General features: G+C 69.9%; 24 protein-coding genes. 2 read left to right on the forward strand and 22 right to left on the reverse strand.

The window, feature by feature from the left end; translation table 11 throughout:
* The first annotated feature begins 240 nt into the window (after positions 1–240).
* A complete protein-coding gene (locus LN042_RS11230; protein ID WP_230050991.1) occupies positions 241–1,158 on the forward strand; it encodes an NAD-dependent epimerase/dehydratase family protein in 918 nt (305 codons plus the stop codon).
* On the forward strand, positions 1,158–2,450 hold the full coding sequence (locus LN042_RS11235; RefSeq protein ID WP_230050992.1) for a UDP-N-acetylglucosamine 1-carboxyvinyltransferase: 1,293 nt from the start codon (positions 1,158–1,160) through the stop codon (positions 2,448–2,450). The genes LN042_RS11230 and LN042_RS11235 overlap by 1 nt, the downstream gene beginning before the upstream one ends.
* A gap of 71 nt (positions 2,451–2,521) precedes the next feature.
* Here LN042_RS11235 and LN042_RS11240 read toward each other — a convergent pair whose 3' ends face one another.
* From LN042_RS11240 to LN042_RS11345, 22 genes are all read right to left on the reverse strand, one after another.
* Complete coding sequence (locus tag LN042_RS11240) at positions 2,522–2,914, reverse strand: hypothetical protein (protein ID WP_230050993.1); 393 nt, start codon at positions 2,912–2,914, stop codon at positions 2,522–2,524.
* Between the two features lie 30 nt (positions 2,915–2,944).
* Positions 2,945–3,730, reverse strand: a complete 786-nt coding sequence (locus tag LN042_RS37675; protein ID WP_230050994.1) for a phage antirepressor KilAC domain-containing protein — start codon at positions 3,728–3,730, stop codon at positions 2,945–2,947.
* A 197-nt stretch (positions 3,731–3,927) separates the two neighbouring features.
* Positions 3,928–4,293: a hypothetical protein gene (locus LN042_RS11250; RefSeq protein WP_230050995.1), complete on the reverse strand. Its 366-nt coding sequence runs from the start codon at positions 4,291–4,293 to the stop codon at positions 3,928–3,930.
* A complete protein-coding gene (locus tag LN042_RS11255) occupies positions 4,290–4,673 on the reverse strand; it encodes a hypothetical protein (protein ID WP_230050996.1) in 384 nt (127 codons plus the stop codon). The genes LN042_RS11250 and LN042_RS11255 overlap by 4 nt, the downstream gene beginning before the upstream one ends.
* A gap of 7 nt (positions 4,674–4,680) precedes the next feature.
* Positions 4,681–5,346, reverse strand: coding sequence for a glycoside hydrolase domain-containing protein (locus LN042_RS11260; RefSeq protein WP_230050997.1), 666 nt, complete (start codon positions 5,344–5,346; stop codon positions 4,681–4,683).
* Complete coding sequence (locus LN042_RS11265) at positions 5,343–5,633, reverse strand: hypothetical protein (RefSeq protein WP_230050998.1); 291 nt, start codon at positions 5,631–5,633, stop codon at positions 5,343–5,345. Before LN042_RS11265 ends, LN042_RS11260 begins: the two co-directional genes overlap by 4 nt.
* Entirely contained in the window at positions 5,630–6,076 is a 447-nt protein-coding gene (locus LN042_RS11270; protein WP_230050999.1) for a hypothetical protein, read from the reverse strand. Before LN042_RS11270 ends, LN042_RS11265 begins: the two co-directional genes overlap by 4 nt.
* Positions 6,077–6,454: 378 nt before the next feature.
* The gene (locus LN042_RS11275; RefSeq protein WP_230051000.1) at positions 6,455–6,949 is read right to left on the reverse strand and encodes a hypothetical protein; all 495 of its coding nucleotides are present in this window, start codon (positions 6,947–6,949) and stop codon (positions 6,455–6,457) included.
* Between the two features lie 48 nt (positions 6,950–6,997).
* Entirely contained in the window at positions 6,998–10,453 is a 3,456-nt protein-coding gene (locus LN042_RS11280) for a hypothetical protein (RefSeq protein ID WP_230051001.1), read from the reverse strand.
* Between the two features lie 9 nt (positions 10,454–10,462).
* Positions 10,463–13,630 (reverse strand): phage tail tape measure protein, encoded by a 3,168-nt coding sequence (locus tag LN042_RS11285; protein ID WP_230051002.1) that lies wholly within the window; start codon positions 13,628–13,630, stop codon positions 10,463–10,465.
* A gap of 21 nt (positions 13,631–13,651) precedes the next feature.
* Positions 13,652–14,122, reverse strand: a complete 471-nt coding sequence (locus LN042_RS11290) for a hypothetical protein (RefSeq protein WP_230051003.1) — start codon at positions 14,120–14,122, stop codon at positions 13,652–13,654.
* Positions 14,123–14,128: 6 nt separating this feature from the next.
* Positions 14,129–14,347 (reverse strand): hypothetical protein, encoded by a 219-nt coding sequence (locus tag LN042_RS11295; protein ID WP_230051004.1) that lies wholly within the window; start codon positions 14,345–14,347, stop codon positions 14,129–14,131.
* A 20-nt stretch (positions 14,348–14,367) separates the two neighbouring features.
* Positions 14,368–14,715: a hypothetical protein gene (locus tag LN042_RS11300; RefSeq protein WP_230051005.1), complete on the reverse strand. Its 348-nt coding sequence runs from the start codon at positions 14,713–14,715 to the stop codon at positions 14,368–14,370.
* Positions 14,716–14,831: 116 nt separating this feature from the next.
* Positions 14,832–16,007, reverse strand: a complete 1,176-nt coding sequence (locus LN042_RS11305) for a phage tail tube protein (RefSeq protein ID WP_230051006.1) — start codon at positions 16,005–16,007, stop codon at positions 14,832–14,834.
* Positions 16,008–16,010: 3 nt separating this feature from the next.
* Positions 16,011–16,238, reverse strand: a complete 228-nt coding sequence (locus LN042_RS11310; protein ID WP_230051007.1) for a hypothetical protein — start codon at positions 16,236–16,238, stop codon at positions 16,011–16,013.
* A gap of 57 nt (positions 16,239–16,295) precedes the next feature.
* A complete protein-coding gene (locus LN042_RS11315; RefSeq protein ID WP_230051008.1) occupies positions 16,296–16,781 on the reverse strand; it encodes a hypothetical protein in 486 nt (161 codons plus the stop codon).
* Positions 16,778–17,287, reverse strand: coding sequence for an NUMOD3 domain-containing DNA-binding protein (locus LN042_RS11320; RefSeq protein ID WP_230051009.1), 510 nt, complete (start codon positions 17,285–17,287; stop codon positions 16,778–16,780). The genes LN042_RS11315 and LN042_RS11320 overlap by 4 nt, the downstream gene beginning before the upstream one ends.
* 108 nt (positions 17,288–17,395) lie before the next feature.
* Complete coding sequence (locus LN042_RS11325) at positions 17,396–18,058, reverse strand: hypothetical protein (RefSeq protein WP_230051010.1); 663 nt, start codon at positions 18,056–18,058, stop codon at positions 17,396–17,398.
* A 54-nt stretch (positions 18,059–18,112) separates the two neighbouring features.
* Positions 18,113–18,430 (reverse strand): hypothetical protein, encoded by a 318-nt coding sequence (locus tag LN042_RS11330; protein ID WP_230051011.1) that lies wholly within the window; start codon positions 18,428–18,430, stop codon positions 18,113–18,115.
* An 87-nt stretch (positions 18,431–18,517) separates the two neighbouring features.
* A complete protein-coding gene (locus LN042_RS11335) occupies positions 18,518–19,876 on the reverse strand; it encodes an SU10 major capsid protein (protein ID WP_230051012.1) in 1,359 nt (452 codons plus the stop codon).
* A 112-nt stretch (positions 19,877–19,988) separates the two neighbouring features.
* Positions 19,989–21,653, reverse strand: coding sequence for a hypothetical protein (locus tag LN042_RS11340; protein WP_230051013.1), 1,665 nt, complete (start codon positions 21,651–21,653; stop codon positions 19,989–19,991).
* A complete protein-coding gene (locus tag LN042_RS11345) occupies positions 21,653–21,859 on the reverse strand; it encodes a hypothetical protein (protein ID WP_230051014.1) in 207 nt (68 codons plus the stop codon). The genes LN042_RS11340 and LN042_RS11345 overlap by 1 nt, the downstream gene beginning before the upstream one ends.

The following is a 21,859-nucleotide window of genomic DNA, read 5'->3' on the forward strand; positions in this document are numbered from 1 at the left end:
TCTCATGCGGTGCGTGCGAGCGGGCAAGGGGTCGGACGAGCAAGGCAACCGGAGGCAACTGCGGGCACCCCAGGGCAACTTCCGCCGTCTTCCGGCCGCGGGCGGACACGCGGTCTCCTATCCCCCTGAACAGGCACAGCCAGCTGACGGCCGACTACGTCCTGTGGTCATTATCCGGTCTGCGAGGACCGGCACGCCGTCGAGGCGAGGGCCTCGCCCACCACATCACGGGAGACCACCATGAACCTCCTGATCACCGGAGCCGCAGGCTTCATCGGCTCCGCCCTCACCGCGCACCTGCGCGCCGCCGGGCACGCGGTCACCCCGCTGGACAACCTCTCGGTCGACTCCCCGCGTCAGCACCCGGACGGCCTCCAGACCCGCGACGTCCGGTCGCTGACCGCGCAGGAGCTGGACGACGTCGACACGGTCGTGCACCTGGCCGCGCTCAAGTCCGTCCCGGCGAGCTTCGACGTCGGCGCCCTGGAACACAACACGGCCGTGGACCGGCACGTGATCCACACCTTCGCCGCTTCCGGAGCCCGGCGCCTGCTGCTGGCGTCCACCTGCGAGGTCTACGGGCAGCAACCCGGCCCGCTCGCCGAGACCGCGCCCTACGCCCCCCGCTCCCCGTACGCTGCAGGCAAGGTCACCACCGAGCACCTGGCCGACGTCTACCGGCCTCAGCTCGCACAGGGGCGCCAGATCGGCGTCCTCCGCTTCTTTAACACCTTCGGCCCCGACGAAGGCGCCGATGCCGTGGTCCCAGCCTTCATCGACGCCGCCGTCCAGGATCGCCCGCTGACGATCGAGGGTGACGGCACCCAGTCCAGGGACCTGACCTACATCGGCGACGCGATCAGCATGCTCACGCGCATCCTCGAGACCCCGGCGCTGCTGCCCGTGGTGAACTGCGGCTCCGGCCGCGCGGTGAGCGTCCGAGCGCTCGCCGATGCGGTCATCCGCACCGCCGGCCGCGGCACCATCACCCACGCCGCCGCCCGGATCAACGAAATCCAGTCGTTCACCGCCGACATGGCCCTCTTCAACATCACCTACGGGGCCATCGACTACCTCCCCCTGGATCAGGCCCTGGCCGTCAGCCTCCATGAGCGCTCCCGCGCCGCGATGTCGACCCTGGTCGGAGGCACGGACTGATGACCGACCAGGCCCATCCGCCGCTCATCACCGACAACCCCGCCATCCACATCACCGGGGGCCACCGGCTGGAGGGCACGGCGTCGGTGCAGGGCAGCAAAAACATCGCCCTGCACCTGTACGCCGCCGCCCTGCTGGCCGACGAACCGCTGACCCTGACCGGCACCCCGGAGATCCTGGACACCCTGGTCTGCGCCGAGATCCTCAACCACACCGGCACCCCGACCAAAGCCATCGGTGACCGCTTCCAGACCACCCCGGCCGCCGCCTGGTACCCCGCCATCCCGGATCAACTCGGCGGGCGCATCCGCACCACCGCCGTCATAGCCGCCGCCCTGCTCGCCCGAGCGGGACACGTCACCTTCCCCCTCCCCGGCGGCGACGCCTTCTGCCACCGCCGGATCGACCGGCACCTGGCCGCCATGGAAGCCGCAGGCGCCACCCTGACTATCACCAATACCCACGTGAAGGCCCACATCAACAGCTGGGCCTCGGCACCGTTCACGACCGACGCCGCCACCCGCTCCTGGGGCCCAAGCCTCGGGGCCACGGTCACCGCGATGCTGCTGGCCGCCCGCATCCGCGGCACCTCCACCATCCTCAACCCCAACACCGAGCCCGAGGTCATGATCACCGCCTCGATGCTCGCGGCCGGTGGGGTCGGCATCACCTGGGACGGCACCACAGCCCTGCACGTCACCGGAACCGACCGGATCACCGGCGGCGTCTTCCAGGTCCCACCGGACCGACTGGAGGCCGCCACCCTCGCCCTGGCCGCCGCAATCACCGGCGGCACCGTCCACCTGGACAACTTCCCGATCAGCGGATTCCCCGCCGGGCTGGTGGCTGTTCTCGCAGACGCCGGAATCGAGCTGGCCCCGGTGAACGGTGGCACGCTCGCACGCTGCCCGGGCGGCCCCCGAGCCGTGCAGACAGCCACCAACTCCGCCACGTGCACCGATATGCAGCCCCAGCTGACCGCCTTCCTCACCCAAGCCGCGGGCACGTCCCGGATCGAGGAACGGATCTACACCCAGCGCGCCACTCACGTCGGCCCGCTGCGGGCCTTCGGCGCCAACGTCTCCGCCAACGGCCCGGTCATCATCGTTCACGGCCCGGCCCCGCTGATCGCCGCCGATGTGGCCGGGGAGGACATCCGCGCGGTGGCTGCTCTGCTCATCGCCGCACTCGCAGCCGAAGGTACGTCTACCATCCGAGGTATGTACCACCTGCAACGCGGCTACGCCGGCCTGCTGCCCAAGCTTGCCGCGCTTGGCGCCAGGGTGATGTAGGCGGTCGCAGGACGGAAATTACGCAGCGCCCCCGCCCGGCCAGTGCCGCGACGGGGGCGCCGGCGTAACTGTCAGCCGTCAGCGACCGCGTCGCGCCAGGCGTTGAACGCCACCGCCCACGTCAGCACCGCCTCCGCCAGTTTGGCCCTCACCTCGTGCACCAGCGTGTCGCCATCACTCGCCCGCGTGAGGATGACGGAGACCGTGCCGGACCGCTTCTTGGCAGCCAACGCCAAAGGTCCCATCATCACGGCCCGGGTCGCCGTCACCCGGCGGCCGGTGTTGTCCACGGTTTGCACCGTCACCTCGGCGGCCGGCGCCCGCCACTGCCCCCAACCCTTCGGCGCGCTCAGCTCTCCCGACGGGGAGATGCGGATGTATGAACCGGACGGTGGCTTCGGCGGCTTCGAGGTCATGCCCCGCATCGTCGCGCCACCGCCGCCGGTCGTCAGCCAGATCGCCACAGCCGTGGCCGAGCCGTAACCAACCTCGCCTCACGCTGCCGGATCGAGCGGGAGCTGGTCGAACCGCAGCGGCGCCGCGCCACCCAGCCGCCCGTGCAGATACCGCAGGCCGAGGACCGTCACCCTCACCTGCGGCCGGCCGAGCGTTGCCTCCCCCGTGTGCGGGTGCTCGTACGCCCGGACCCGCGACACCAGGCGGCCCGCATCCACATGCCGCGCGTACGGCACGCCGCTACCGTCCACCATCCGCAGCCCCCGCAGACTGACCATCAGCCGATTCTGACCCGTGCTGATCGCCGGGTCCCGGGACAGGATGGCCGCCGCATCCCGCAGCGAGAAGTCGCCGGCCGCCGACGCCAGCGCATCCCACGCCGCCGCGGCCGGCTCCAGCGCCCGCACCCGCTCCTCCGCCTCCAAGCGGGCCTGCTCCGACTCGATCGCCGCCCGAAGCGCCTCCAACTTCGTCATCTCCCGGGGCGCCGCCGAGCTGTACGAACCGGTGCGGCGGATCGACGGGATCACCTCGTGCGTGACCCACCGCTTGAACGCCCTCGCCTCCGGCCGGTCGGACCGCAGGATCAGCGAGTACAGGCCCGGCTCGTTCACGATCGCCCGGTTGGGGTTGCCCGGGGTTCCATCCGCCAGGCGGATGGAACCCTTCTCGTCGTCGTCCAGCCGCGCAAGGGCATTGCCCACATTGGTGAGGTCGAGCGCGGCGCACACGTCACCCGCGAGCCACCACGGCTCGTCATCGATCACGACGACGCGGACCGGCTGGTTGGTCTCGGGGAAGGTGTAGGGGATGATGGTGCTCACGGTGGTCCTCCCTGTCGCGTAGGTGGGACTGCTCGGGCCGTCCGGTGAAGCGGGCGGCCCTTGCCGCCTCGGGTGTTCGAACACCCGCACCCCCTCTCAACTACCGAGCGGCCGAACTGTTACACGAGGCCCCGCGCGGGCCCGAACATGACGAAGCTGCCCCCGCCCCGGCCGAAGCCGAGGCGGGGGCAGGTAGTTCAGCGAAGCAGCAACGGGACCACGGCCACCACAACAGCAAGTACCGCCGCGAGAGCGACGATCGGCCCCAAGGGCCAGCGACGCTCCTCAAGCGCATCAACCCGCGGCCGCACATCGGCGCTGGCCGCCTGCACCCGCTCCACCTCACCAAGACGCTGGTCGAGGCCGGTGAGCTCAGCGCGCTGCTGGTCCAACGCCCGTTCTGTATCAGCCCGGTGCTGCCTGAGGGCCTGGTCGTGCTGATCCGAACGCTGGACGAGCAGAGCGAGGCTGCCCTTGATCTCGGCGAAGGACTCGCCCACCACACCCCGCAGTCGCTCCAGTGCCAGGGCGGTCGCCGGATCCTCCGGGACCGGTGCCGTCATGCCCTCAGCACCGCCTCGACCCGGTAGCCGACCGGCACCGCGTCAGCCTTGTCGGTTGCGCTGGTCGGGATACGGCAGATGCTGATCTTGTCGTCACCCGCCCAGGCATCAACCCTGGCCACCGGGTCCGTCGACTTGACGGTGATCGTGCTGACCCGCCAGCCGCCGTTGCTGTTGGAGTTGTGCACCGCGACCCGCAGGTGGGCGTCACCGAAGTCCGATCCGAAGGCGTAGAACACCCGGCCCCAACCAATCTCGGGATCGGTGTCCCACACCGGCGGCAGCACCAGCACGGTGGCATTGTGCACCAGGCCGGGCTGCGGGTTGCCGGCCGCATCGCAGCCGAACCCGGGCTCGACCTTGCCCATCATCAGAGCCATCGGGGGCTCACCTCATTTCCTCGTCGAGACGGCGCCGATCGGGCGCTGGAACAGCCTTGGGGGCGGGGACCGGCGCCGCAGGCGGGTTGGGCACCCGGCCAGGCATCCACTGGCCGTAGTCCTCGGCTTGTGCGGTGTCCGTGTCGCAGTCGACGCCGCCGATCGTCACCGTGCTGCCGAGCTGGCGGAGTTGGGCCCGCGGGTCCCACTGGCCGCCGGACCAGCCGACCGTCTGCCAGCCCCACATCGCGACACCGGCGTCGAGCGCCCTGGAGACGGTCCAGTAGCCGCCGTAGACTCCGACTCGGCCGGGGCCGAGCACGCTGCCCGCGCCAGCCAGGTAGTCGTTCACCGCGGTCTGCTGCTGCGGCGTCACGTCGAAGTCGCAGGCGAAGTAGATCGGGCGGCCGTCCGGCATGCCAGCGGCGATCGCCTGTGCGGACGCCATCTGGGCATCGGCCACACCCGCGGCCCGCCCGGACAGCGGCCGCTCGGCGGCGTCCTCGAACACGACGACGCTCCAGACGCCGTGCGCCGCAAGGTCGTCGGCCTCCGCCCTGTCCAAGGCCTTGGACTGGTCGTGGCTCAGGTAGCGGGCCGCAAACTGGATGCCCGCGGCCTGGAGCGCGGCACCGCCCGGATGGCCCCATGCATAGTCGACACCTGCGGTCACTCCGCTGCCTCCTCACCCTGCGACGTGCTGGTGACGTGATTCTTGATGTCCTCGTGCCGATCGGCGGCGCGCCGCTCGGCCGCCTTTGCCTCGGCCAGCACCAGCAACGACACGGTCGCCGAGATCACGTTGGTGTAGTTGCCGCCAACCGACTCGAACGCCTGGTTGCCGCCCTGGGTCAGCAGGCCGGCCCCGAGGGCGAGCAGCGCGAGGATGTGCCAACGGGAGATGGACACCCGCTCCACCGCCGCGAGCAGGCGGTCCACGGCCGCCGCGACCCGGATCACGAGATCAGTCCTGGCACGTACAACTGCGCGGTCCAGTCCGCGTGTGACGCGGTGTGCGCGCCGCCGTGCCCGCGGTGGTGGAAGGCACACAGCCAGCGGAACTCGCCGGGGCTCGACTCCAGCCAGGTGGCGATCTCCTCGGCCGTCGCGTCTTCGGCGATCTCCGGAAAGTCCCGGTGCAGTGCGGCCGGGTCAGCCGCATTCGCGGTCGCGAACTCCAGCACCGCGTGGTGCAGTTCCAGCGGGCCCGCCGAGCACGAGCCGCTGCCGGCGCGCTCGCCGACGAAGCACACCGCAGACTCCTTGGTGTGTCGCCGGTAGGCCTCGAACGCGGCGTAGTGCGGATCGCCCGCGCGCGGGGCGTGGGCCGGGTAGTGCATCACGTACCGGTGGGTGGCCGCCTGGTCGTGCGCAGCGACCTCGTGGTCATGGGTGGGCATCATGCCTCCGGGCATGCGAAAGCCCCGCCAGCGTGCGGGGCGGCAGGTGGGTCAGATCAGGCGGTGGGTGGGGCTGGGATGGTCCAGCCGGATGGGAGCGTGACCGTCGGACCGCTGTGAGGTTCCGGAGCGGGGAGTGGCTCGGGCTCGCAGTCGCACAGCGGGAGGTGATCAGGGCACGGCGCCGAGCAGTTGGCGGCGTGCACCCGGGCGGCGTGGTCCACGTCGATCGCGTGCTCAGCGCACCCGAACACGGCGATCACGGTGTCGGCGTCGGGCATCGACCCCAACTCCGTTGACGCTGCACGACGCTGCCACTGCACCACCGCAGCAGCACCACACGCGCCGCACCGAGGACCGACAGTGAGAGCAAACGGCGCGTCAGGCATGAGACCACCTCACCCACAGCCCACTGGACAGGGTCACAGCCGTATTCAGGGAGCCACCGGAGTTCTGCCAGCCGGCCACCTCCACATAGTCGCCGGCGTTCAAAAAAACGTCCCGGGTCGGGGTGATGACTGCTGCCTCGGCTGTACCGTCGTTTGGGCCGTACGCGATCAGGCCGTTGATGGACGACCCGTTGACCTGGATCCGCGCCGTCCTGAAGCCCGAACTGTTCGGCACGTAGGCCACGACGCCGCAGACCGTGTACCAGCCCGCCGCGCCGCTCTGACAGGTGTAACGGCTGTTGTTGGTGGTGGTGGAGTGGCCGCCGTAGCTATCCAACACGTTCGTGTCGATCGCGATCGGCGTCCATGTCAGATTGGGGATGGCCTGCGCCGACAGTTGGGAGCCCACGAAGTCCGGCGGATTCTGGCCCCACAGCAACCCGTCGCGGATGCCGTTGAGGATCGGAATGGTCCCGATGTCCCCCATGGACCAGCTGTACGGGGTAGGGCGGGCCAGGGCCATCGGGCCTCCAGGTCAGTAGGCGGCTCGCGGGCCGGTGGTCGTGGTGATGGTGTTGAGGGCGTCGAACGCGGTCGGGTAGGCGGCGGCTGTTGCGGCGGGCAGCGTCACCCCGGCTGGCACCGGCTGGCACACCACAAGTCCGGCGGCGTGGTTGGAGGCGAGGTTGCCGGTCAGGGTGACCGCGACGCTGGTGTAGCCCGGGCTCGTCGCGGCGACCGACAGCACCGTCACCTGCTCGGCTGTCGCCGTGCCGTACCCGACGGTCAGCACGGTGCCCGCTGGCAACGCCGCCGACGCCGGGTTGCTCGCGGCCCCGTTGAGCGGGGACAGGGTGATGGTGTTGCTGCCGGCCGTCGCGGCCAGGGCGAGAGTGGTGTGCATCGGCGCTGGCACCCACCAGCCCATGAACGGTGCAGCCGGGGTGAGCTCCAACTCCAGGGTCAGCGCGCCCTGGTCGTCGCCGTGCCAGGTGATTTTCTCGACGAACTGCGACAGGCTGATCGCTGCCGCGCCCGGGCCGGACGGCGGCCGCCTGTTGACCGTGGCCAGCTGTCCGAAGCCCAAGGCCAACACGGTGGCCCACAGGGCGGGGTTCGCTGACGCGTTGATCGTCAGCTGCTGCACGCGGCCCTGCGGCTGCCCGTACTGCTGCACCAGGTACTGCGCGGCGCTCAGCGGCTGCGTCGAGTCCTGCACGTTGATGCTGCGCTGCAGCGTCCGCGGCAGGTAGGCGGTCACCGACGCCGTGTTCACTGCGCTGGCCACTGCCTGCTCGGGAGCCCCAGGCGGCACCACGTTGGTGATCTGCGCCTGGTTGTAGATGTGAGTGGTGTCGTAGTCGAGGTGCAAGTCACCGAGGTACGGCACCTCTCCGGCGGCCTGGTGCTCGCCGAGGACCACAGCGGGGACGGTCTGGAGGTATCGCCACCGGCGGCCGGTCAGCCACAGCGTCCCGGCTGCATCCACGTAGACCTGCCCGGCCTCGGTGTCACCGACCAGCTGGAGGGCCGACATCGCGTCCACGCCGCCGAGGTTGGCTCCGCCCATGGGCGTTGCTGCGGACTGCGCGGACAGTGTGCCGCCGTACCCCGCCATGGTCAGGATCCGCTGGGCGCGGGCCGCCGATGTCTCCCCAGCCCAGCCAGTCGAGATGCCGTTGCCGAGGTCAAAGGCGGCCGAGTTGCCGATGGCGTAGGGAATTTCCGCGACGTTGGCTACGTCACCACTGAAGCAGTTGTAGCCGGAGCCGTTGTAGATGACCGCGCCGATGGTGTCGGAGGTGCAGCCCGACGGGTGGTAGTCGCCACTGGTGGTGCTCTGATAGCCGTGGTTGTCGCACGCCACGGTCCAGGTGGTGCCATCGGCCGAGAGCTGCACGACAGCCGTGTGCCAATTCCCGTCCAGGCAACTGAAATCCGGCACTGAAACTGCTGCGGTCGCCGTTCCCGCTGCGTTGCTGATCCAGCCGGTGAAGTGCCCGGATGTGTCGATGTACAGTTCGGCGAGGCCCCTGCTTCCTGAACCTCCACTCCCGAGCGCGCCCGGTCCGTAGGCGCTCCACACCGCCATTGGCGCACTCAGCGATGTGACGGGCGTCCGGAAGCTAATCACCCGCGTCCAGCCGCCGGTCGACGGCGGCCCGAACGGGCCGGCCCACGGTGCGCTGATGTACATGGCCTGCGATGGCGAGTTGCTGCCAGGCGACGGGTTGCTGATCGTCGTCACAGGACCTGCAGCACCCACGAAGCCGGACCCGGTTACCGACGTGCCGGAGGTGATCGAGGCGCCAGCGCCGCCGTTCGGCGCGGCCCATGGGAAGCGGGCGCTTCTCTGGCCGGTCACGTCACCGAACTGGGTGGCGCCAGTGGGCTCGTCGAATGGGTAGAGCATGCTCGGACCCAACGCGACCAACTGCTGCTGAAACGACGGCTGAAGCGTGAAGTCGGCGAGTCCGGCGAGGAGATCCACGCAGGTAAGATTGGCGAGCCCGTAGGTGCCCTGCTGCTGCCAACTCTGCGGCCAGCGCTCGACATAGCCGGTCCAGATCGAACTGATCGCGCCGCCAGCCGTCCACGGGGTAGGAGCGGCAGCCTGCTCCGCTTGCCACGCGGTCACGTACACCATGGACGCCACGGACGGGACGCTGCTGATCTGTACCGCCGCCCGGCAGTTGACCGCCCCTGCTGGCGCAGTCACCGTGTACGACAAGAACGCCCAAGCCGTCCCGAGGATGGGCACCGTAACGGCGCTTCCGACACTGGCAGTGATGCGAGCCCCGGAGACCGGATACCAGCTAATGCGAGGCGCGACCTGCAGCGTTGCATCGCCGCCCGAGCCCTGAGCTACCCAGCAGGTGAACGTGTAGGGTTGGCCCGCCGTCACCGGGAACGCGGTCGGATCGCTGATGGTCCACCCGGTCAAATTCCCGGCAACATTCAGACCCATAACGCTGCCGGTGGCCGCGCTTGCGGGGATCGACCATGCGTGGGCCGTGGTGTGTCCGGTGGGTGCTGGCGGTAGACCTGTCGCTGGTATGAGGCTGCCAACCGTGGAGCCCAGACTTGAGGTGCTGGTGCCGGAGCTGACGTTCTGTGGCATCAAATTTCGGGTCGGCGGCCACACCGCCTGGAGCCGGCACGACCGCATCGGCACGACGTTCGGGTAGTACGGGCTGGCCGTGTTGGTGGGGTCGAGCGCTCCGTCGAGGTTCTGGAGCGAGAGCGTCAGCTGGCCGCTCTGGATCTGGTCGAGCTCGTACTGCCGACCCGATTGCTCCGCGCTCCAGGAGCCTCGGAGGCGCGACGACAGGTCCACGTAGGCGGGCTGGCCGTTCTGGCTGCCGCCGAGGTTGAACGCGACCTGGAATCGGATCTGTGGCCAGGACGGCATCAGCGAGCTGGCGCCGGCTGGGGTGTTGACGTGCTCGACGTACGCGACCTGCCCGGTGATCGCCGAGGCCTGCGCGCTGAACGAAGCGCTGACGGCGTGCGGCGACCAGGTGTAGGCGATCGCTGCGAGCTGGGTCCACGCGAAGCCGTCCGGCGACGTGCTGAACAGCCACTGGCCGGACGACTCGGCGAGCTGCCACCAGGCGTGCGCGGTCGGGTCGAACGCCGGCAGGGTGACCGTGGTGGCCACGCCGCCGTTGAGCACCACGGCCTGCCACGACGTGCCCGGCACGCAGACCAGCGCCGCGCTGTTCCCGGTGCTAGCCTGCACGGTCATGCTCGTTTGCACCGACTGGCCACCGGTGCCGGCCAGCGCCGGGGTGACCCGGGCGTACAGGGTCTGACCGGTCGCCTCGTACGGGCCCGACGCGGCCAGCGCCGAGCCCGCCGAGGCGGCGGCGACGGACACCCGTCCCGGCGCCGCCAGAGCGACCGTGCCCGTGTTGCCGTTCCACACGGCCGTGTTGAGTGCCGCCGCGGTGAGCGGGTCCACCAGCGAGCCGAGCAGGGGGTTCGGCACGGCCACCTCCTAAGCGAGCACGAGGCCCGTGGTCTGGTTGCGTTTGCCGTTCTGGAGCGCCTGCGTCTGAAGGATCTTGAACAGCTGTCGGCCGTCGACCTGGACGATGATCGGCGGCAGCTCGCCGGCAGCGGTCGCAGCCGCAGGGGATTGGCCGACTGCCAGGGCGCCGAGGCCGGCGCTACCCGCGACCGCGAGTGCACCGGCGTTCGCCACCGCTGGGCCGAACGCGGGCTGCATTGAGCCGATCTCCGTGGTCAAGCCGGTCAGTTGAGACCGCAGCGTTGGGATCTTGTTCTCGATGCCGTTGATCAGGCCGCCGATCAGCAGCTGACCGGCGGGCTGGAGGAGCACCGCGTCCTTCTCTGGCGGGCCCTTCCAACTGGTCAGCTCACTGGTCAAGTTGGTCAAGCTGTTCTTGACGCTGCTGATCGACGACTCGATACCGTGCACCAAACCGTGGATGATCTTGGATCCAGCGTCCACCAGCCAGCGCTCGGCGCCGTTGAACACAGAGGTGATCTCGCCTGGCAGATTCGAGAAGAACGAGCCCACTACCGACAAAGCCGCAACAATTCCGCGACCCGCCGGCTCGAACACGTTATGCCAGAGCCACAGCGCGGCCGTCTCGATAGCCTTGAATGCAACCTCTACTCCGACGCGGAACCAGGTGACGTGATTCCAGGCGTAGATAACGATCGCCACCAAAGCCATGATCGCGATAATCACAAGGCCGATCGGATTAGCATCGAGCGCGACATTCAGCAGCCATTCGGCCGCCGTCAGAACGCCTTCCGCCACAGCACTTGCCAACGTGGCTGCCTTTTCCGCAATCCACGCAATTGCAGCGCGAGTCGCAGCGAGCGCGCTCTGGCCGGCTGCCACGGCAGTCTCCAGCAGGGACGCCGCAGCTGCCTTGCCCACCGTCGCCACAGACTGCAGGCCAGACACCATGCCCGACCAGGCCGACGCCGCACCAGCACGGGCCGCCTGGGCCAGATTCGAGCCCATAGTCAGGGCCGACGACCCAACCGACTTCAGCGTCGTCAGTGCATTGCTGCCGCCGTCCTTCAGTCCTTGCCACATATACGCGGCCCGGAATCTCGCTGAATTGAACGACGAGATCAAACTATCCTTTCCGGCCGACGCCTTTGAGGTCACGAAATCCCAGGTTGACGACGCTCCGGAAGATACCGTCTGCCAAGCCGACATGCCTTTCGAGGCTGCCGTTGTCAGTCCGTCCTTGACGGTCCCGGCCGCCGTGGAGACAGTCTGGTAGCCGCTCTGGATTCCGGTCCAGATCTGCTTCGCCTGGCTGAATGGAAACGTCACGATGTCCTTGGCCAAGCTGGCGATCACGCCAACCGGCTTGAGCACGGACAGTGCTGCGAGGCGGATCGCAAGTGGTACCAGCGCGACTGTGATCAGGTCACGCACGATGGTCTTGTGCTGGTCCATGAACTTCGAGACCGCCACCACGGCCGGACCCACCACACCGGACAGGATGCTCGCGATGGTGCGGAGTGCCGTCAGGCCAGCACCGCCCAGGAGTTGGAGCGTCGGCCCTGCGGCCTGCGCCAGGTCGCGGAACGCCTTGGCCGCCTCGCGGCCGAATGTCGACAGGTCGTCAGCCACCGTCTTGAGCTCGGCACCGACCTCCTGCCAGCCGGTCAGCGGCTGCGCGCCCGTGGTTGCCCCGCCGTGCTGTGCGCCGCCGGCCGTGGTCGCTACCCTGCCGGGCGTCCGCTTCTGCGCCTGGCCGTCGAAGCCGGCCGCGATCCCGCTGATCGCTGACGCGAAGTCGTGTACGACCGGCGAGCCCTTGGACTCGATCAGCGTGATGAACTCGGACAGCTTCGGGATCATGAAGTCGCCGAGCCGGATCATCACCGAGTCGAAGCCGGCGCGCAGCTGCTTCAGCTGTTGGCCCAGCGTTTGCTGCACCTCGGCGAAGCCCTGCACCTTGCCGGACGAGTCCGCCGTCGCGGATCCGACGGCCTTGATCGTGTCCGCGGTGGCCTGGAAGTTGTTGCCCACCGTGGACAGCGCCGCGTTCGCACCCGGGGCGGTGCCCATCATGTCTTTCAGCGCGGCAGCAAACCCGGACGTGCCCTCCGGTCCGGCCTTCGTCGCCGCCTGCGCGATGTACTCCATCGCGTCCGTCAGACCGTTCGGCCCGGCCAACTTGGCCTTCAGGACGTCGCTGGAGACGCCGTACTGCTGGAAGGCGTCGTACATCTTGTTCGTCGGGTTCAGCAGCGACCGCAGCGCCTGGGCCAGGTTCTGCGAGGCGCGCTGGGCGGTGAACCCGTGGTTCGTCATGTTGGCCAGCGCCGCCATGACGTCCTGGAAGCTGATCCCCGCCGCCGAGGCGGCCGGCACGATGGACGCGAACGACGCGGAGAAGTCCTGCAAGTTGGTCTTGCCCCGGCTGACCGCGGCGATCATCTTGCTGGTGATGTCGGCTGCGTCGGACGCCTTCAGGTGGTAGTCCGTCAAGACATCCGTAAGCGCCTGGGCCACCGTGGTGGTGTCCGCGCCCTCGGCTGCGGCACCTTGCGCGGCGGCCTTCAGCACGGTCAGGCCATCGGCAGCGTGGTACCCCGCGGCTTCCACGTAGTACATGGCCTTGCTCAGGTCGTCGGCCTTGACGCCGACTTGGCCAGCCATGTCGAGCATGCCCTGACGCACCTGGGCGAGCGCGGATTGCTGCTCGCCAGCGGAAGTGACCAGGCGGGTGGTGCTGGACTGGAAGTCTGTGGCCATCTTGACGGCCTCGTAGCCGATCCCGGCCACACCCAGCGCCGCGAAGTCGCTGGCACCCTTGACCACGCCGGACATGCCGAGCCACTTGCCACCCAGCTCATCCGAGGCGGCTGCCGCTTCCCGCGAGGAGGTGGTCGAGCGCGCCTGAGCGACGGCCAGCCGGTCGATCGCGGCCGCCGCCTCGTCGGCAGCGACCGTCAGCCGCTCCAGACTCGCAGCGGCCTCGGTGTCCCCGAGCGCCCCGCCGGCACCGATCCGGCCGAGGCTCGCCGCGGCCTCATCCGCCGCGACGTTCAACGCCTCCAGCTGGGCGATGAACTCGTCGGCCCCCGCCGCAGACATCGCCAGGCTTTCGGTGAAGGGGGCGGTGATCGCCCGGAGCGTGACCCACAGGTCGGCAACCTCAGCCACTGGCCACCCCCCATCGGTCGGTCAGTCAGCGGCGGTTGAGGCGGTCCAATCGATCGCGGCGAACGCCTTGACGAAGTTGACCTCGGCCTGGACCCGCAGCAGGCGGCTGGCGGGTTCCAGGAACGGGTACTTCGCGCCGTTCTTCAGCCCGGTCTCCAGGTAGAGGCCGTACCGGGAAGATGGAGTGCGGGAGTTGTATGGCGGGAGCTGGTCGGGCTTGAGTCCGACCTTGGTCTCCCAGCCGGTCGGGTTGCGCTTCACGGCCTCGCGGATGATCGAGCGCCGTAGCGTGCCCGAGATGACCGCCGGACCCATCCCCGGCGAGGCTGGCGTCGGCGTCCCCCGCGGGTGTCGGCCGTTGCTGGCGTTGGTCTTGGCCTGTTTGACCATCGCGTCGGCAGCGCCGATCAGTCCGGCTCGGGCGGCCGTCACGCCCTGGCGCTGCACACGAAGGAGCGCCTCACGTAGCGCTGCGGCGCTGAACTCCGGCACTGGGCATCACCCCCTCGCCGCGCGCTCGTTCGCCGCCCGCTCCGCCTCACGGCGAGCGCAGATCAGATCCCAGGTGAAGCGGCGCACGTAGAACGGCGTGTCCTGCAACTCCTGCCAGGACCAGCCCATCTCGCGCATCACCTCGAAGTCGACAAGCTCCTCCGGGGGCGGGCCGGAAGCCCACGTGCCCTCGTAGATGCTCTCTGCAGCCCAGATCACATCCACGAGGTACGGGTCATCCGGCCCTAGGCTCCCGCGCTGCGGACCTTCGCGATCTCCTCGGAGATGCGGTTCTGGATCTCCATCGGCAGCTTCGCGACCAGTTCCGGCGTCGCCGGAAGCGGCAGCGGGGGCTGGTCGTCGTCCATCGAGGTGGCGTCGTAGACGTTCCAGGCGATCACCAGGCGGGCGATGACCGCCATGCCCGCCCGCAGGTTCGCGTCCGTGCCCGCGGCGTCGCCCGGCACCTCGTCCGGGATCAGGTCCTGGAGCGGGACGGTGCGGGGGTTGCGGATGATGACGTGCACGTTGTCGCCTTCCTCCGACAGGTCGGGGAAGGCGAGCATGATCTTGCGGTTGCCGTATCCGGCCATGGTGGTGCTCCTCGTGAGGGGTTGGGGAGTTGAGAGGGGCCCGGCGCGGCGGTGGCGCGTCCCCGCGCCCTCACGCTCGCGCGCAGCACTGCCGCGCCGGGAGATGGTGGGCCGCCTCAGTAGGCGGTGGTCTGCCAGTTCTGCAGCGTGGCCTGGACGGCTCCGCCGTCGGTGCTGTTCCAGATGCCGGCGATGCTGAAGTCCGCCTGCGCGTAGGCCTGCGACATGTCGCGCTTGCCCTTGTACCAGGCGGACTTGGAGCTGGTCAGGGACAGGAGCTGGCCGCCGCGGCTGAGCGGCTGCTGGAGGCTCGCGGTGAGCGGCAGCTGCGAGTTCGCCAGGAACAGGCCCAGGTCGGTGTTGTTCTCGAAGATGGCCTTCAGCGTGGCGTCGAACTCCAGGGCCCCGGCGAACACTTCGCGCGGGCCCTGCGTTCCGTCCGACGAAGCGATGGCCTCGACGGCGCGCTTAATCGTCGCGTCCAGGGACTTGCCGCGGGTCGAGCTGGCGCCCGCGTTGGTGAGGGTCCAGGACCAGCCGAGCAGCGGATCGTACGAGCTGTACGTCTCGCTGACGCTGGAAGCGGAGACGGACGGGAAGCTGGTCAGCTTGCTGGACAGGGAGACCGCGCCCTTCGGGTCGATCTTCATCTGCAGCTCGGAGAATCGGGCGTAACTGCAGCTCAGGTACTGGATGGTGTCGTAGTACGTGAGCGAGTAGGTAGGCAGAGGAGTGCTCGGCGACTGCTTGAACGTGTGGGTGGTCGGAGTGAGCACCGGATCCGAAGAGGAGTGCGCGTTGGTCAGGCCCACGCGGTTCGCGCCGATCTTGCCCAGCACCGTAGTCACGTTGGAGGTGTACGGGCCTGCGCCGGTCGCCGCGCCGTCCGTCCACGCGTACTCGATCGCAGCACCCGTTCCGACCTTGACGACCGTGCCGGCCGCGAGCGACACAGGGGTCTGGATCGCGGTGGCCCCGACCGTGGTTGCGGCGCTCAGGGTGGTTGAGACCCCGGCCGTGACGGTGTCCGGGCCGATCGTGCCGCACAGGAAGTGCCCGGTCAGGTCCGGGTAGGCGGGGCAGTCGATCGTCCACTCCGCGTGCGACGGGCCGCCGTACGAACCGTGGAGGACCGTGTCGTCCCCCCGGATCGACTCGTCCTTGATCTGCTCGATCATGTCCTCGAAGCCGGAGGACCCGGTGTACGGGATGCCGACTGTCGGGGCGACGTACGTGCCCGGCGTGGTCTCTTTGGCCAGGCCGAGCGTGCCGAGGCGGGCGAGCTGTGTCATCGTCTACTCCTCGCTGGCCGTGCGGGCCCGGGCGGTGGTCTTGGCTGGGGCGGTCGGCGTGGTGTCGGCGGCGGCCGGAGCGGGTGACGGGGCGTCTGGGACGGGCTCGAACCCGGCGATCGGCACCGGCCAGAGCACGGTTTCGCCGGGCAGCACAGTCGCCGGGATGGCCGGGACGTCGACCGGGCTGTCCCCGGGGTTGCGCTGCGGGTATGGGGCCGTGTCGGACACGGGGGCCTCCGGAAAGCACGAAGGCCCCCGAGGCGTCGGGGGCCAGGAAGTTAGGGGCTAGTTGGTGATCTCGGTATCGTCGGCGTAGTAGACGACCTCGGCGTGGAACTCGCCCATCGGAAGGGTCTGTTCGGGGTCTTCGTAGGTAACGGTGACGTTGTCGGGGTTCTCGGCAACGCTGAGAAACCGGCCGCCGTGCGACTTGTCGCCCAGCTGCCCGTCGATGCGCTGGAGTAGCTTGTCGATCGCGGCGTCCAGGGCCCGCTGGTCGGTCTCGGCGCTGCCGGCGCCGGACGTGAGCGGCCAGACGACCTTCAGGTGGAACTCGTAGGTCGGCATTCGCCGGGCGTTGGCTGTTCGCCGCAGGTGGGTGTGCGAGCGCAGGACGAAGATGTTCGTGCTCTTCCTGCCGGGCGTGCGGGCTCGGTACGCCTGGATGTTCTGCCACGGGCCGCCCGCGCTGGCCGGCAGGAGCGGCAGGCCGTCGTTCACCGAGGTGTTCAGCCATGCGACCTCGCGGTCCACGGCGTCGGCAGTGCTCATCGGCGGGGCCTCCTGCGATGGCTGGTGTGGCGGCGGGTCACGTGCCGGCGGGCGTGCCGCCTGGCGGTACGGCGATGGGCACGGTGCGAGGCGTGGCGGTGGCCGCCGTGGTGGTGCCGGTGCTTGCCCCGCATGCGGGCCGCGAGCTTGGCGCGCGCCGCAGCCGACATGTGCCGCTTCGCGCCGGGCTTGCGCCGGTGGTGCTTGCCCTTCATCCGCGCCGACAACTTCGCCCTGGCCGCAGCAGACATCGGATGGTGCTTGGGGTGACGGCCCTTCATCCGCGCGGCGAGCTTTGCCCTCGCAGCGGCCGACATCTTGTGATGGCGGCCCTTCATGCGGGCGGACAACTTCGCCCGCGCGGCCGCGCTGAGCTTGTGGCCCGCGTGGTGCCGCCCCTTCATGCGGGCCGACAACTTGGCGCGGGCCGCCGCAGACATCCGGTGCCCGGGATGATGCCTGCCGCGCAGCTTCGCCGAGATCTTGGCCCGGGCGGCGGCCGACATCGGGTGCCCGCGGTGCGGATGAGGACGGCCCCGGAGCCGAGCGGAGATCTTCGCCTTGGTCGCCGCCGACATCTTCCGGCGAACCCCGTGATGCGCCCACGCCACCGGTCAGCGCCTGCTGTACGGGGCGAGCATCTCCAACGCGTCCGCCCGCAACGCGTCCGGATCGTGCCCGCTGCGCCCGTCCACCGGGTCCAACTGCTTGACCGCCATGCTGGCGGCCATGAACTGGCAGGCCTGCACCAGATCCGCTGGAACGGTCGCGTACCCGCCGGAGTAGGTTACCACGATCGTGGTGCCCGGCGGGACGAACGTGCCCAGCTGGAACCGGACATGGCCGGTGTCGGTCTCGTACTGGACCGTGGAGACGTTGACGGACTGCGTGCCCGAGTAGGACCGCAGCAGCGCGATGTTGGAGATGCTGCCCGTCCACAGCTCCGGGTACCGAGCCGGGAACTCCCGCACCCAGAAATGCCTGACGAGCAGAGTCGAGCCGAGGGACTGTGCCCGGCTGAAGCCGAGCTGGCTGGTGGGGTCGAGCGGGACGTAGGAGTCGAGCGCGTCCTCGATGTCCATGGCGTCCGCGCGCTGCGTCTCGACCAGCGCGGCGAACGGGACCAGCCGCCGGTCGCAGGCAGACTCGCACGCGCGGGTGGCCTGCAGCATCAGGTCGGACTGGGCCTGCGCAGAGTAGCCGGAGACCAGGTTGGCGAACGGGCCTTCGGTGAACTGGGCGACGGTCGCGAGCGGTACGGGGGTGTCGAGGGTCACCGCAGCGTCCCCCCTTTCGCTGGTGCTTGGTCAGGGGTTGGCTGCGGCGCGGAGTTACTCGGTGGCGGTGCTGTCCTTGCGGGTGCGGCGGCGGGACGGCGTGTCGCTGACCTCGGTCTGGTCGGTGCTCTCGGCAGAGCCCGGGGCTTCGGTGATCTCGGTGGGATCGCTGTCCTCCGAGCCGGCCGGACCGGCCTGGCTGGGCGTCTCGCCGATCTCGGCCGGGGCCGCGACTTCGACGAATCCGGCGCCCGGGATGTCGAGCAGCTCGGCGCCCAGGTCGTCATCGACCTCGATGACGTCGTCCAACGTCCGCCACTCCAGGCCGCCGGGCGCGGCGCCAGGCACGCCGCTGGTCTTACGGATCCACATGGGCGTCCCTCTCGTGATCTTCTCGGATGCCTACCAGCAGTGCGGGCCCGGCCGTTGAACCGGCCAGGCCCCGCACTGCTCGAACTGCTACAGCGACGCGACCAGCCGGCTCAGCCGTCCGACGTACTTCGGGCCGCGCAGGGCCAGCGTGGTGTCCGTCAGCACCGCGAACGGCAGAGTGTCCGGCGCGGTGACGGTCGGCGCGAGCGGCAGGATCTGCATGTCGCGGGTGTACGGACGGACCATGAAATTTTCGTCGCGCGGGACGAGGTAGATGTCCTCGGCGACGCCGTTGCGAGGCTTCGCGCCCGTGTTGGTGCCCTGGTAGGCGGCCGGGCCGGTGTTCCCGGAGGAGTTGGTGAGCAGGTTGGCGCCGGTGTCGATGATCGAGGTGACCGGGGCGCCGGTGGTGTCGAAGGCGTCGACGGTGCCGATCAGGGTCTCCTGGCCGGTCGCGGTGCCGCGGTAGACCTTGTAGAGGATCGGGCTGACGCCGTCCGGCAGGTTGGTCGGGGTGCTGAACGACAGGGTGACGGTGGAGGTCGAGCCGGTGGTGGTCTGGGAGACCTCGGTGGACGCCTGGATCTCGCCGAACCGGGCCGCGACGGCGGACACCTGGTAGTAGTAGGTGCCAACCGCGAGGGACCCGCCGGTGGTGGCGGTCGCGGTGGCGACGGTGCCCATCTGGTTCGACCGCGGCGACAGGAAGCTGGACTTGAGGATCGGCACGTCGCGGTAGGTCGGCACGTTGAGGCCAGCGCCGAGCGCGGTGGTCGGCGCGGCGAACCGCTGCTGCGCGATGAACGCCTGGCTGACGGCGGACGCCATGCGCGGGCTCATGACGAACATGAACTGCGAGCCGACCGGCATCGCAGCGTTGGTCTCGACCAGGTCGATCAGCTGGTCGAGGTAGTGCAGCGCGAAGTTGCCGCCGGCATTGTCGAGCGCGTTGACGTAGTTGTTGGGCCCGGAGCCGGCCGCCCAGTTGGACACCAGGTAGTCCAGGCCGGAGCAGATGGGGTACTGGCCGTTGGCGGTCGCGCCGTCGTTGCCCCAGACGAACGCGTTCTCCAGGGTCCACAGCATCGAGGTGACGGTGCCGTCAAGTTCGAGCTGGCGCAGGTCACCGACGATGTCGCGGGTGACGGTCTGCGCCCACCCGGTGACGCTGCCAACAGCTTGGAACAGACGGATGTTGAAGACCGCCTGCTCGTAGGTGGAGTTGCCGATCGGGCGGGCGCCGCCATCGACCACGCCGCCGGAGTCCGGCCGGGCGGTGCGGCGGTTGAAGAAGTACTGGGTGCTGTTCCACTGCCGCGACGGGATCGCAGCGAGCAGCGGCGCGTACCGGCGCTGGTACTCCAGCAGCAGCGGCGAGATTGCCTTGGGGATAAGGGGACTGACGGCACCTGCCGTCGTGATGGCCTCTTCGAGCTCAGTGGGCACGGAGGCTCCTCCTGTCATGCGAAAGCCCCGCCGGCGTGGGCCGACGGGGCTGGTGGGGGATTCGAAAGCCCCGCTCAGCAGGGGGCTGGCGGGGCGGTGGAGGGATGCCTGCCTACTGGGCGGGCTGCGGGGTGCGGCCGAAGGCGCCGAGGAGGAGCTCCGCGCGGTTGGCGTACAGGTCGTCCGGGCTGGGCTGCTCGCCGGTCTGGTCGTTCTCGCCGACGCGGAAGCCCTGGCGGGGCGGCAGGCCGTGCTCGCGCAGCAGCTCGGCGCGCAGCTCGTCGCGCAGCTTGGTGCGCTCCTCGGCGAGCGTCTTGGCCAGGTCGGCGCGCAGGGACTCCCTGAGCCCGGCCTTGGCGGCCTTCCGCTCGGCCTTCGCCGTGGTGACGCTCTCGGTGGTCACGACGGCCTTGGCCGGCTTCGGGGCACTCTCCGTGGCCGCCGGGGCGGTCGGCGCGAGGGCCTCCTTCAGCGCGCTGGCGAACACGGTGCCGAGCGCGGCCAGGTCAGCGTCGGTGAGGGACCGGGCCGGGGCCGCGGTCTCCTGGGTGGGCTCGCTCATCGCGGGCTTCTCCTTGATGGTGGGTGCGGCCCCTGCCCGGGCGGGCGGGGTGGTCTGATGGGAACGGGCCTCGGCGACCGGCGCCAGACCGCCCGTCCCCTCGGCAACCGGCTCGGCGACCGGGGCGCTCTCGCCCGGCACGGCGGCGGCCTGGTCGCCGTCGGTGTCCGCGTTCGGCGCACCGGCCACGTCGATGTCGCCGTCCATGTCCGGGTCGATCGCCTGGAGGGCGTCCACGGCGGCCTGCATCGCGGCCGCGGCGATGACGCGCAGCTCGGCAGGGTCCAGGCCGCACGACCGCAGGGTCAGCGACGTCGGGCCGTTGTAGGCGTCGATGCAGAAGCCGGCCGCGCCGCCGGGCCCGTCGGGGTAGTACTCGCGGACGTCGCTGTAGCGGGTGGTGGTCTCGGCCATGGAGCCGTCGTCCTTCCAGGTTGCGGGGATGAGGGCGGCCAGGCCGAGCGCCTTGGCCCGTTTGATGATGTGTCGGCGGATCGCGTCGTGGCCGCCGCTGCCCCGGCCGACAGCGCGGATCGCCCTCCGCAGCTCGGACTTCTTGCGGATCGGGTAGCTGCCGTCCGGCATCGCGACGCCCTGGGCGGCCAGCTGGCGGCGCTGCTTCGCCGACAGGCCGGCTTCCGTGACCGCGGTCTCAGCGACGGCTTCGACCAGGACCTCAGCGGACTCGCTGATCGGCGTGCGGCTGGCCATGCTCTCCGCCGTGCCCGCCGGGCGGCTCCAGGCCGCGTTGCTGATCGTCGCGCCGAGCACGCCCGGGGTGCCGGTGAAGTCGACGGCGTCGATCTCCAGCCCGTCAGCGGTGGTGACCTGCTGCCCCTCGTACTCCACCCGCCGGACAGGACCGGTCCAGTAGCCGTGGATCGACACAGACTTGAGCGCCGGGGGCTGGCCCTTGCTCGGGACGACCAAGGCAGCGATGTCCCGGCCGTGGCTGGTGTCGTACAACTGGGCCTTGTAGGTGGCCGAGCCGTCCTCTTCCACCGTCACGCCGGTGAGGCGCCCGACGATGCGGGCGGAGTCGTCTCCCGCGTCGTGGTGGGTGCGCATGACGATCGGCAGCCCATCAGGGTCGGCGATGCGCTGCTGCATGCCCTTGGCGGCAGCGGCGATCAGCTCCGCGGTGTACAGGCGGCCGTTGCGGCTCACGCCGGGGGTGAGCATCGTTCCGGTGATCGTGGCGATCGCGCCGGCCATCACCGCCCACCTCCTCTGGTCTGCCGAACGGGCGGAATGACGGCGGGTCTGGGCTTGCGTGCGGCGCGGGCGGTGGTCAGCAGCCGCAGGATCGCGGCACGCACCTCGGAGTCGCTGTCGATCATCTCGACCAGGTCCGCGCGGAACTCGGCCCGTTCGACGTCCTGGCGCGTGACTGCGGCGCGACGCTGGGGGCGCTCGTACAT

This window comes from Kitasatospora humi (assembly GCF_020907985.1).
Classification (GTDB): Bacteria; Actinomycetota; Actinomycetes; order Streptomycetales; family Streptomycetaceae; genus Kitasatospora; species Kitasatospora humi.